The organism is Pseudomonas sp. FEN, from assembly GCF_904067045.1.
Classification (GTDB): Bacteria; Pseudomonadota; Gammaproteobacteria; order Pseudomonadales; family Pseudomonadaceae; genus Aquipseudomonas.
Genome location: NZ_CAJFDC010000007.1, coordinates 103,498 through 115,532 on the forward strand (window position 1 = coordinate 103,498; position 12,035 = coordinate 115,532).

A 12,035-nucleotide genomic window follows, 5' to 3' on the forward strand; every position below is an offset into this window, starting at 1 on the left:
TCTTTTCCTCGTTGCATCAATTCGAATAAGGGGAGCCGAAAGGGCTGACGGGCAAGGCCATCGGCCCGGTCATATCCTCGAAGGTGTAGCGCAGGTACAGGCCGCCGCTGAGCTGCCGGTAATCGCTGGCATTGTCCATGCCCAGCGTGCCACCAAGGAAGAAGTTCGAACCGAACTTGTATTCGCCCGCGGCGTTGAGGCTGTAGCCGATACCAGTCTTGTTCTCGCTGCCGTAGCCGCTCAGCCCGGCCGCCGTGGCCCGAGCCTGCAAGGTGCTGTCGCTGCTGGTGGGGAAGACCTCGGCGCTGTCCTGGCCGATATGCTGGACCCCCACCGAACCTTTGATCCGGTAGGTGAAGCGTTCGGTGCGTTGCGACCAACTGATCGGCACGCCCAGGGCGAAGAAGGTCTGCGGGCTGAAGTAACCGCCATGGCCGTAGGTGTAGAAGTCCTGGTTGTTGGCATAGCTCAGCGCCGAACCGCTCAGGCCCAAGGTGAGGATGCTGTCGGGGGCATTGCGCAGATACCAGTAGATCCCGCTGCCCAGTTCGAAGCGATTGTTCGACTCGACGTTGTTGCCCAACAGCTTGTGCGCCGAGCCGTAGCCGTAGGCGCCGACTTGCTGGTCATCGTAGCTCAGTTCGCCGCGCACGCCGTTGGCGGTGACGCCACCCCACTTGTCGCCGGTGCGTGGATCGCGGGAGCCGGCAAAGGACGTCAGGCTGTCAGTCACCGCCCGGCGCGAAACCGTCACGCCATAGCGGTAATCGGAGTTACCGTCGAAGGGCCGGTTGAGGCTGACACCGCCAATCGGCGTGCTGTAGATGAAGCCCAGCGGACTGACGCCGAGGTCGGCCTTGAGGCCTTGGTCCTTGTCCCGGTAGGCCACCGCTACACCGACGCCGTTGGCGTTCTGCGAACCCACCGGGTCCAGGCCACTGGCACCGAAACGTGCCTGGGCGGAATCGCCAGGGCTGCCGGAAGACAGCGCCACAGGGGTAATCTGCAGTGCCATGCTGGCGCTGTTATCGCCCACCGGCACGCTGACTTCAAACGGGGTTTCGATGTCCGTCAGCTTGCTCAGACCTTTCTCGCCGTTGTTGCTGCGCACGGTGAGGCCCTGGACGACATAGCCGCTGCGGTCTTCGACGATCTCGTTCAAGGCCAGTTGCGCCGGGCTCAGGTCCGTACGCGGGCCATTGTCCCGGGCGTAGGGATTGCCGAACGGATTGGCCGCGGCATTCGTCGCCGCGGCCACGCCGTTCCTGCGCTCGACCGCCGCGGGTATCGCCTCGCTGTCCCCGCTGCCCAGGCCGGAACCCAGGCCGACAGAGGCATTGATCGGCGGCGGAACCAGGTTCGCCGAGGCCAGGACGGTTGCCTGCCGGCGCTGGCCGGGCAAACCGACAAAGGGGTTGGCCGACTGCGCCGGACCTTGCGGGGCCGCCGCCACATAGATGTCCTGCCGCTGGCTGTCTTCGATCTCGATGGCCTTGCGCAGCAGTTTGCCGGCCTCGCCGGTCTTGCCCATGCCACGATAGATCCGTGCCGAGGCCGTCAGGGTTTGCGGCACTCCAGGTTCCAGTTCAAGGGCTTTTTTCACCGCTTGCTCGGCCAGGTCGAAATCGCGTCCTTGCAGGGCCACATCAGCCAGGCCCAACTGCAGTTTCGCATTGCCCGGGTCGGCCTTGATCAGCGGTTCATACAGCTCCCGGGCCTTTTGCGTATTGCCGCTGGCGGCATACATGCGCGCCAGCGAAGACACCGCCTGACTGTCATTGGGGCGCTGCTTGAGGGCCGGCGAGAGCATGTCGAAGGCCGCCACCAGGTCGTTCTTTTCGCGCAACTCATCAGCCTGCTTGACCCGGTAGAGGAACAACAGGTCTTCATAGCGCTTGCTGGCGGTTTCGTTCATCGGCTTGCCCTGCAAGTCACGCAGGATATCGCTGGCCTGGGCATCCTGGTCGGCCTTGAGCAGCACACCGGCATAAAGCAACTGCAGGTCGGGGGTCGACGGCGAGCGGTCGAGCACCTGACGCATCAGGCTCACGGCCTGCTGCGGGTTGCCGGCCTCGGCATAAGCCGTCGCCAGGACCGCAACCCGCTCGGGTTTCTGTCCGGCCAGGGGCTCGCTGCGCGCCAGCAGCGCCCAGGCTTCCTGGCGCTGGCCCCGGCGGGCCACGTCCACCGCCAGCTCGGTCTGGATATGCAGGCGGATATCCAGTTCCATCTCATTCATATCAGCGCTGCGCTTGGCCGGCGGAATCCGCGACAAGGTGCGCTGGGCCTTGCTCCACTCACCCAGTTCGGCCGAGAGCAAGGTGCTGGTGTAAAGCGCGTCGGGCTGATCGGGTTGTTGCTTGAGCAGTTCGTCGATCAGGTCACGGGCCACCTGGGTCTTGCCGTCACGCAGGTAGACACGCGCCAGGGCGAAACGGCTCCAGGGGTTTTTCGGGTCCTCGGCGAGGGCTTCCTTGTAGGCCTTTTGCGCCGCCGCCAGATCACCACGCCGCTCAGCCAGCTTGGCCATCTGGATGGCGCGCAGGGCGCGAATCTTCACGCTGGGGGCCAGGCGCGCCTGCTCCGCCGCCGACAGCCCGTCGATCAGGCGCAAGGCCTCGTCGGATTTGCCGGCCCGGGACAGCACGTTGATCAAACCGGCGAGGGCCTCCGGGTAGTTTGTCGTGCGCGCCAGCACCTGCCGGTAACCGGCCTCGGCGGCGTCCAGTTGCCCGGCCTGGGCCTGCCAGTTGGCCAGGGCCGTGGGGCCGGCCGGCTCGGCGGGGTTCTTGGCGATCGCCTGTTCGATCAGTTCACGGGCCTGGGCCTGGCGACCACTGCGCTGGGCCTCGCCGGCCTTGTCCAGCAGGATCCAGTAGCGCACATCCTCGAGGGCCGCGTTCCACTGCGCGCCGCCCGGCAGGCGGGTGGCCTGCGCCAGATAGTTTTCGGCCTCGCCCAGGCGCTTCTGTTGCTGGCGCACGATGCCCAGGCCGCCGAGGGCATCGTAGTCGTTGGGGCGTTCCTTGAGACGGGCCTGCAAGGCCTGCTCGGCACCGCCCAGGTCGCCGGCATCAATCGCCTTGAGACCGCGGGCCACCAGCGGATCGCGCTGCCAGCCGGCACCGCCACGGCCCTGGGCAATGCCTTTGTCCATCAACGCACGGATCTCGCCGTCGTTCGGGTGCGCCTGCAAATACTGCTGGAACAACGACACCTGATCGCGGGACGGCGGGCCCAGCCACTGCAAGGCGAAACGCCAGGTCTCATCGGCGTTGCCGCCGATGTCCGGGTTATGCGACAGCCGCGCCAGGGCACGAATGCCTTCCGGGCGACTGTCGGGGTTGCGCGCCAGGTGCAGGGCCAGGAACAGGTCGAGAATCGCGTCGTCGGGACGTTCCCGACGCAGCCGCTCCAGCCCGGTACGAGCCTCGGGCCAGCCACCGCTGGCAAAACCCAGGGTGTTGTAATACTCACGGGCGATCAGGCCTTGCGGCTGGCGTCCGTCGAGCAGTTGCCGATACACCGCCACGGCCTTGTCGCGCTGGTCGGCGTCGCTCAGTTCGCGGGCCTTTTCCAGCAGTTGCTGCTTGTCGTCCGGGCTCAGGGCAATGTCCTGCTCCAGTTGCAAGGCCAGGCGCGGCAGCGGTTTGATCGCCTGCAAACGGGCCAGATACTGGCGGGCGCCGTCCAGACGCTTGCGTTGCAGGTCGATCAGGCCCAGGCCATAGAGCGCGTCGGGTTGCTCGGGGGACAGGCTCAACAGCTTGCTCCAGGCTTCGGCGGCCCGGTCGGGATGCTCCTTGGCCTGCCAGTAGTAACCTTGCTGGATCAGCAGCGATTGCGGGGTGCCGGTTTCGGCGGCCAGGCCGGGCATCGCGAACAGCGCGGCGAACACCGCCAGGGCTAGAGTTTGCTGGCGCATGGAGCCTCCCAGGACACTTTCAAGGTACCGTCCTTGTTGAACTGATAACGTTTTTCGCTCCAGCCCAGTGAAAACAGGCTCAACATCACGTGGTAATACTGAGGCTGGTTGTAGGCGGGATCAGCGGGGTTGCCATAGCGCGCGATGGCCTCGTCGACGATGCGCTGCTGCTGGTCCGCCAACAACGGAAGGTTCTTGGCCCGCAGGTAAGGCACCAGGGACGCGGAGAAACCGTAAGGGCCGACGCCCTCGGTGACGCCGGTGAGCACCTGGACCTTTTCCGGCGGCACGCCGGTGGACGCGACGGACTGGGCCATGCCATCGAGGTTGTCGAGGATCGGCTTGGCCAGCGGGTCGGCGGGCGAGGTCAGGCCGGCCCACAGGTAGGTGCGGATGGCATCATAGCTGCCCTGGGCCGAGGTGAACTTGTCGACCACGAACATGCCCTTGTTGACGTCCGTGGCGCGGTAACCGACCCAATCGGGCACGAAGCCGAAACGGTTCATATTTTTGTCGGCGATCATTTTCGCGGTGCTTTCGGCGATCTCCTTCCAGGCGCCGGACGGGCTCTCCTGGCTGAAGCGACGCAGCAACGGGATCGGCGTGTAGCTGGCGTTGAAGCGCCAGAGCTGGTCCGGGTGCTCATAGCCGACCGGTCCGGGCAGCAACATCTTGCCCAGGCCGGGGATGTTGCGCACCAGGGTCTTGTCCAGGTTGGCGAGCATCCGCTGGGCATCGCCGCGGTACTCGGGCTTGTGCCACAGGCGGTCGGCCTCCAGCAGCGAGTAGGCAATCCAGAGGTCGGCGTCGCTGGCGGAGTTGCTGTCGAGCACGCCCCAGGTGCCGGTGCTCTTCGGGCCCCACAGCCAGCCGGGCAGGTTCTGCGCGATATTGGCGCCGGCCATGTTGTCGCGGGTCCAGCGCCACAGTACATCGAAGGTCAGCGGATCATTGCCGACCAGGGCGAAGAACATCCCATAGGCCTGGCCTTCCGAACTGCTCTGGTTGGGGTCCATGCTCGATCCGAGCATGCGCCCGTCCTTCTGCACGAAACGCTCGGCATAGTTTTTCCACAGCGGCCAGTTCTGCAACGAGCAGGACTCGGCCCGGGCGGCCAGCGGCACCAGCAGCACCGCCAGGGACAAGAACATTTTTCGCAAGATCATGACAGACGCTTCTTCGCACGGGCCCGCAGGAACAGGAACAGCAAGCTGGCAATCAGCAACAGCCCGAGCACGGTCACCAGCAGCATCCAGAGCATGTTCTGCGACAGCAGCCATTGCACGCGCTTGAACAGGTTCAGCTCACCGACGTAATACTGCTCGTCGGCCACCAGCGAGCTGATCTGCGTGCCCTGCACCACCGCCAGACTGCCCTGGAGGCTGTCCTTGTAGGCGTCGCCGCCGATCATCGCGGCCGTGGCCTCGGCCAACCCTTCGGGCCGGCCGCTGGCAATCACCACCACACTGCGACCGGGCTTGAGCGGCGATTCGAAACCAGCCAGGTAAGTGCTGGTCCGAGGGCCGGTATAGCTCACACTCAAGGTCGGTTTACGCTGGTTCGCCGCCGGGTCCGGGCTGACCCACTGACGTACGCGCAAGGTCAGGTCGGACAATGAGAAGCGATGGTTTTCACCCGAGACGCCAGCCGGCAAACGATCGATCCACTGCTTGAGCAAAGGCTGGTTGTCGCCCGAGGCCAGCACCAGCAAGTCTTTGTCACTGACCGACTGCACATCCGCGGCGCTGACTACCTGCACGGCCGTGGCCGGGTAGCCGGTGGACTCGCCGAAGCGCCCGAGCACGGTCAGGTAGGCGCCCCACTCCGCCGGCCCGCTGCCGTCGGGCAGGACCACGGCACTCTGCGAGAGGTCGGCCAGGCGGGTGAACGGGAAGCCGCTGTCGTTGAACACGCCCAGATTCGGCAAGGCGATGTAGTGGTTGTAGCCGCTCAGGTCGAGGGTCGAATCCGGATCGACCAGGCCGCGCATGTTGTCGATGATGATGTCGCGGCATTCGCCCTGCTTGACGTAGTCGAACATGAACCGCAGTTGCAATTGCGACTGCGCGCCAGCGGTACCCAGGGGGATGCGCACGGTGGATTCGCGGGGCAGGCTTTCATCCTTCTGCAACAGCGTCAGCAAATTTTCGCCACCGCCCAGGCTCTTCATCGATGGCAAAGGCATCGACTTCATGAAGGTGTTGTTCAGGCTCACCAGCAAAGAAGAGTTGCTCGAGTCCTGCTGCGGTGTGTAGCGGTATTTCAGGTTCAGCCGAACACCTTCCTCGCGCCAGTTGAACATGTCCGGCGGCAGGCGCAACGGCACGCTGATGGAACCCGGGTTGTAACCGGAGACACTGAGCAGCTTGGGGTCGAGCAGTTCGCCGAGTTTGACTGGCCGATCGGAGGGCAGCCAGTTTGGAGCGTCGTAAGGCTTGCGTGGGATCAGCGAATCCAGATGGTCGATGACCACGCTGTTGCCCACCAGCGCCTTGCTGCCCAACGCCACGGCCGAAGCCGCGAGCTTGAGTTCGGCGGCATCGCGACCGGCGACGATCAGGATCTTGCCGTGGGGGTCGCCGGGATGGGTCACGAGGGTGACCGTCGCGCCCTTCGGCGCGGGAATAGCCAGTCCGCCCAGTTGCACGGCCTCCTTGCTCTCGACCAGGACCACGGCGTTGCCCTTGTCCGGCAACTGCCCGACGTTGCTGGTGAAGCTGGCACCGCGATAGGCCGCCAGGCCGCCCAGCCACGACGACAGCGCACCGGCGCCTTCCAGGGCGGCATGATCCGGCGCCTTGGCAAACACGAACGGCAGGTTCAGTGGAAGCGAATCGCGACGATCGAAAAACGGCAGCGGCAGGATCGACAGGTCGTCCTTGAGCTGGATCGGCGACACGTTGAGTTCGAGTTGCGAATTGTTGTTGATCTTGGCCCACAGGCTGCTGTGCTGAGGATCCTCGCACTGCATGGTGTAGTGCCCGATGAATTGCAGGCGCAGACGGTTGAACTCGGTGATCAGGTGTGCCGGGATATTCACCACCTGCTCTTGCGGCTTGCCGGCACCGTCCTTGGGCAACGCCAGGCTGGCGGCCACTTCATCGTTGACCAGTACGTTGATCTGCGACAGATCGGCCAGCAACGCCGGCGAATAGCTGTAGCGCAGCAGCAACTGCGCACCGTTGACCACCTCGTCGGCGCGGATGTTGAAGCTGACGCTGTCCGACGCTTCCACGCCCTGCAAGTTCATGGTGTCCAGGCGCCCCAATTGCTTGAGGGTCAGACTATGGCTGTAAGCGCCGACCGGCGGCTGTGCCGCGACATTGGCCGGCACCACGGGCAGCACCGCGGCGGTCTCGGCCCAGGCGTTATGGACTAGGCCGCCCAGGCACAGTGCCGATGAGGCCAGGAGCATGAGCGGACGACGAGTACTGCGCAAGGCGCTGCGGGTCAAAGGTGTGTGGGTCATGACTTGTCCATAAGAGATGCGAGCGGTTTCAAAGGAGCGTTTTTTCTGGCCGGTTGGGCTGGGCGGGCAGACGCCGGTTGATCGGTCGGGGGCTGACGCACGGGCAGCAGCAGCGCCTTGATCAGCGTCCCCAGGCCGGCCAGGCCAATGGCGCTGACCTCGCGCAGGGCCGACAACGGTGTATCGAGCTTGCCGCTACCCCAACTGGTGGCCCAGGTATCGGCGCGGGAAAACGTCATGCGCACCAGTTCGCTTTGCTGGCGCAGGGTCAACGGATCAAACAGCGCCCCCAGGTACTGGCCCTTGCTGAACACCACCGTGGTGTTGAACTCGCAGGTCGCGGAGTTGCGGAACAGCGTCACCCGCATCCGCTCACCCGCGGCGAGCGTGGTTCCCGGCGGCAACTTGATGCCAAGTCCGCGCTGGGAGAAGTCCTGGGTCACGCCATACACCGGCGTGCCATCGGGCAGATCGACCTTGACCGGCAACTCGGCGCTCACCCGCGGCTCGGCGCGGATCTGCCGCGACTCACTGGCCACCGCCACGGCGGCGCTGGTGATAATCAAGTTGTAGAGGGTCCAGAGGGCGTTGATCAGCACCGTGATCGCGGTGGCGGGATCGCCGAAGATCCATTGGTGGATGGCAAAGCCCAGTCCGGTCAGGTTCAACACCAGCAGGACGATATAGGGCCGGGCCAGCTTCCAGTCGAAGAACTGCTGGTCGATGATCCCGCCCTTGTCGGTGACATTGAAACCACCGAAGCCAGGTTTGATCAGCGCCATCAGCACCGGCGGCATGATGTACCAGGCCAGCACCGTCTCGTAGACCTCGTTCCAGAACGAATGGCGGAAACGCCCCTGGATACAGGAGTTGGTCAGGTTCGAATGGAACAGATGCGGCAGCACATAGGCTGTGATCATCAGGGCCGAGGCATGGAAGATCTGCGCCCCGAAGATCAAGTACGCCAGCGGCGCGGTGAGGAACACCAGGCGCGGCAAGCCATAGAAAAAGTGCAGCATGGCGTTGGCGTAGCAAATCCGTTGGCCGAGCTTGAGCCCCTTGCCCACCAGCGGGTTGTCCAGGCGAAAAATCTGCGCCATGCCCCGGGCCCAGCGGATACGCTGGCTGATATGCCGCGACAGGCTTTCGGTGGCCAGGCCCGCGGCCTGGGGGATCGCCAGGTACGCGGTGTTATAGCCCTCGCGGTTAAGCTTGAGGGCGGTATGGGCATCCTCGGTGACGGTCTCAATCGCCACGCCGCCGATTTCTTCCAGCGGCTGACGCCGCAGGATGGCGCAAGAGCCGCAGAAGAAGGTGGCGTTCCACAGGTCGTTGCCATCTTGCACCAGCCCGTAGAACAGCTCGCCTTCGTTGGGCACGGCGCGGAAGGTCTTGAGGTTCTTCTCGAACGGGTCCGGCGAAAAGAAAAAGTGCGGTGTCTGCAACATCGCCAGCTTGGGGTCCTTGAGGAACCAGCCCATGCCGATCTGCAGGAAGGAGCGGGTTGGCACATGGTCGGCGTCGAACATGGCGATGTACTCGCCATCGGTCACCTTGAGCGCGGCATTGAGATTGCCGGCCTTGGCGTGGGCATTGTCGGCACGGGTGATGTAGTTGACGCCGATGCTCTGGCAAAACGCGCGAAACTCGTCGCGGCGGCCATCGTCCAGCACATGCACCCGCAGCTTTTCCTTGGGCCAGTCCATCGCCTGGGCGGCGAAGATACTCAGTTTGACGATGCTCAGGGCTTCGTTGTAGGTGGGGATGAACACATCCACCGTCGGCCAGTCGCGGGGGTCGGCGGTGAGCAGCACCGGTTGACGGCGCAAAGGCCAGGCGGTCTGCACATAACCGAAAATCAGCACCACCAGGGCGTAGATCTCCGCCAGCACCAGGCCATAGCCGAAGGCCATGTCCAGCCAGCCTTCGAAGCCGAGAGTCTCGGTCAGGCGCCAGTACATGTAACGCAGCGAGGCAATCAGCGAGGTGACGATCAGCAGCAGGATCGGCCAGCGTCCCGGCATGCGCTTGACCAGCAAGGCCAGACCGAAGCACAGCGCGGCAAACAGGCATTGGCTGTAAAGGTCCAGCGGGGCGCTGACGATGCTGAGCAGCAACAGCCCGCCCACCAGCGAACCGAGCAGGATCAGCGACTTGCGCAGCAGGCCCGGCCATTGATTGAAGCGTTCCAGCCAAGCATTGAGGCGCAGTTCGGAGCGCCCCGGGAGATGGGACGTGGGGTTTGGATCGCGGGTCATGACAAAGAGGACTCTTGCGTACCGTACATGAGCAGTTCGCACAGCGAACCTGTGAGGTCGAGGACGTCCTGGCAGCCTCGGGTGCTTGGGGTGTGCGCCAGCGGATTACGACCGTATGCCAAGGCTTCGCTGATGAAATGATCCTGGCGGATCACCCCCATCAGTTGATGTCCTGTTCTTTTTTTCAGCACTTCACAGAGATCGAGGCTGAACTGGCGGGACGTGTCCAACTGGTTGATTACGACTTTGTACTGCGCGCAGTTTTCTCGTTGCAGATAGGGCGCCAACAACCGGTCCAACTGGTTGAGGCTGGTGTAGGCCGCCGCATCGGCCAGGGTCACCCCGAGCACCACGTCGGCGATTTCCAGCGCCTGTGCCAGGTATACCGTCGCCCCTGGCGGGGTGTCGATGACTACCGTGTCCTGTTCATCCAACGCAAGCCGCGCCAGTTGGCGGGCCAACCAGAGATGATCGTTTTCCAAGCGTTGTTCCAGGGCTCGACGCAGCGGCTCGCCGGCCACGCCATACGCCAGGCACCGACTACCGGCAAAACCTTTGCGGATCAGCGCTTGCCAGGAGTCGTCGGCGCTGTCGGACTCGGCGATGCCCGGCCAGTCTTCGCTGCCGCCCAAGTGCAGGCACAAGGCGTTTTGCGGATCCAGGTCGAGCGCGAGCGTGCGCCCGCCAGAACGTTTGATCGCACAGGCCAAGGCGGCAACCAGGGTGCTCTTGCCCACCCCGCCCTTGGCCGAAACGACGACAATGACCTTGGCCTTGAGCCGGGGGACCGCCGGCTCAACGGGGAGTTCAGCAGAAACGCCGCCGCGCTGTTGCTTGATTTCAACCAACAACCGGCTCAGCGGCGTGGAACCGGCGTGCACCAAGGAGGGCGAAGCGATGACACTCAAGGGCTCGGCAGCAACGAGCGTTGTCGGCTGCGGGTCGAGGCTCACAGCCAGCGGCTCTGGCGCCGGGATTTCGGACATTGGCGGGGTCGTGTTCAAGCCAAGGTTGTACGGTGCCACAACCTCTTCGATGTAGTCATAGCTGGGTTCGATTTCCCGATAGCTCTCGACACTCCCCCCAAATCGACTGAACAGATTCGCAATGTCATCTGAGCGGTGCATGTAGGCATCCCTTCGCACAATTAAGGTTCAATTCGAATACTAGGGGACAAGTACATGCTTAGCAGTGCATTCCATTGCCCACGACTCCTGAATTGCTTCCTCCCCACGCAGTATCAATATGATAGCGCCATTATTTTGTTGTCCAATAGTTTTTTATTAGAAAAAATTTAGCGCAAGCCAATAATTTGACGATATAACTCAAGCCATTAATTTTATTAGCAAATTTCCAACAACCCATACCGTCGACCGGTTGAGCCGTGACAATGGCGCGTGGGTCCAATAGATTAGGCGCCCTGAAATGCCCCGGGCATTTCCAGCCTCACCCCAGTTAAATGACCGTGAAATAGCGAAATTTCGATGCCTGATTCCCATACCGATGAAGCCGTAACCTCCTTGTCCGCCAAACGCGAATACGAAAACGCCATCCATCTTTCCCAGCATGTGCCCCAGGCCAAGAGCATCAGCGAGATGGTCCTCGACGCCTTTCACACCTCGAAAGAAAGCGACCAGATTCGCGAGCTGCGCGTGGCGATCCGCCAGGCGCACGACCGTTTCGACGATGACAAAGCCTACGAACTCATGGGCCAGCTCAAGCAACTCAAGGACGCCGAAGCCGCCGACATCGCGGCCCTGGAAGACTTGAGCACGAAATTCCCGATCACCCGGATCCTGTCCAGCTACAAGGATGACCTGGCGTTCCAGGAACTGGTTTATGGCCTGGCGCTCAAGGTGCTGAACCAGACTCACCAGGCGCTGAGCAACCCCGGGGCCGGCAAGGGCAAGACCACCCGCGCCAAGAAGGAAGCGCCGGTGTTCGTCATCAGCAAGGACGACGCCAGCGTCAACTTCCCGTTGCGCACACCGCGCACCAAGGCCAATGCCGATCGCGAGGCGTTCGAATTCCTCGGCTTTGCCTTTGCCGGGCACGGCGACCTGGCCGAGTTGCTCAGCGAAACCTTTGTCGATAACGAGGGCAACGAGCAGCCGGCCACCCGTCAGAATATCGTCACGGCGATTCAGCAGCAGACGGCGTTCGCCGGGTACAGTGTCGTCCAGCAGTGACGGTCCGCCGCTGAATCGGCATGGCGGCGAGAAAGGGCAAAAGGGCAGGTGTATTTCGAAGTCAGCCGCGATGAGGATGACCTTGGGAATGGGCTTGCCTTTTTTGATCCGACACCGGGTTGAAACTGACTGGCAAAAAGAAACCGCTCAGGTAGCGGTCTCTTTTTTACGGACTCCCGAACAGCGTACTTCTA

At 63.2% G+C, this 12,035-nt stretch carries 6 protein-coding genes; 1 reads left to right on the top strand and 5 read right to left on the bottom strand.

Annotated elements, in window-relative coordinates; genetic code table 11:
• Positions 1-16 precede the first annotated feature (16 nt).
• Genes PFEN_RS06385 through bcsQ form a run of 5 tightly spaced genes read right to left on the bottom strand, consistent with a single transcriptional unit; the run spans position 17 to position 10,779 of the window.
• Positions 17-3,925 carry a cellulose biosynthesis protein BcsC gene (locus PFEN_RS06385; protein WP_191486069.1) on the bottom strand — a complete coding sequence of 1,303 codons (3,909 nt, stop codon included), beginning with the start codon at positions 3,923-3,925 and terminating at the stop codon, positions 17-19.
• Entirely contained in the window at positions 3,907-5,091 is a 1,185-nt protein-coding gene (gene bcsZ, locus PFEN_RS06390; RefSeq protein ID WP_191486070.1) for a cellulose synthase complex periplasmic endoglucanase BcsZ, read from the bottom strand. The genes PFEN_RS06385 and bcsZ overlap by 19 nt, the downstream gene beginning before the upstream one ends.
• The gene (bcsB, locus tag PFEN_RS06395; RefSeq protein WP_191486071.1) at positions 5,088-7,394 is read right to left on the bottom strand and encodes a cellulose biosynthesis cyclic di-GMP-binding regulatory protein BcsB; all 2,307 of its coding nucleotides are present in this window, start codon (positions 7,392-7,394) and stop codon (positions 5,088-5,090) included. Before bcsB ends, bcsZ begins: the two co-directional genes overlap by 4 nt.
• Complete coding sequence (bcsA, locus tag PFEN_RS06400; RefSeq protein ID WP_191486072.1) at positions 7,391-9,652, bottom strand: UDP-forming cellulose synthase catalytic subunit; 2,262 nt, start codon at positions 9,650-9,652, stop codon at positions 7,391-7,393. The genes bcsB and bcsA overlap by 4 nt, the downstream gene beginning before the upstream one ends.
• Positions 9,649-10,779: a cellulose biosynthesis protein BcsQ gene (gene bcsQ / locus PFEN_RS06405; protein ID WP_191486073.1), complete on the bottom strand. Its 1,131-nt coding sequence runs from the start codon at positions 10,777-10,779 to the stop codon at positions 9,649-9,651. Before bcsQ ends, bcsA begins: the two co-directional genes overlap by 4 nt.
• 357 nt (positions 10,780-11,136) lie before the next feature.
• On the opposite strand from bcsQ, the gene PFEN_RS06410 reads away from it, so the two are divergent.
• Positions 11,137-11,841 (top strand): hypothetical protein, encoded by a 705-nt coding sequence (locus tag PFEN_RS06410; protein ID WP_191486074.1) that lies wholly within the window; start codon positions 11,137-11,139, stop codon positions 11,839-11,841.
• The last annotated feature ends 194 nt before the right edge of the window (positions 11,842-12,035 follow it).

Excerpts from the sequence above, each read along its gene's own strand:
- PFEN_RS06385 (WP_191486069.1), bottom strand. The coding sequence starts at position 3,925 with ATGCGCCAGCAAACTCTAGCCCTGGCGGTGTTCGCCGCGCTGTTCGCG.
- bcsZ (WP_191486070.1), bottom strand. The coding sequence starts at position 5,091 with ATGATCTTGCGAAAAATGTTCTTGTCCCTGGCGGTGCTGCTGGTGCCG.
- bcsB (WP_191486071.1), bottom strand. The coding sequence starts at position 7,394 with ATGACCCACACACCTTTGACCCGCAGCGCCTTGCGCAGTACTCGTCGT.
- bcsA (WP_191486072.1), bottom strand. The coding sequence starts at position 9,652 with ATGACCCGCGATCCAAACCCCACGTCCCATCTCCCGGGGCGCTCCGAA.
- bcsQ (WP_191486073.1), bottom strand. The coding sequence starts at position 10,779 with ATGCACCGCTCAGATGACATTGCGAATCTGTTCAGTCGATTTGGGGGG.
- PFEN_RS06410 (WP_191486074.1), top strand. The coding sequence starts at position 11,137 with ATGCCTGATTCCCATACCGATGAAGCCGTAACCTCCTTGTCCGCCAAA.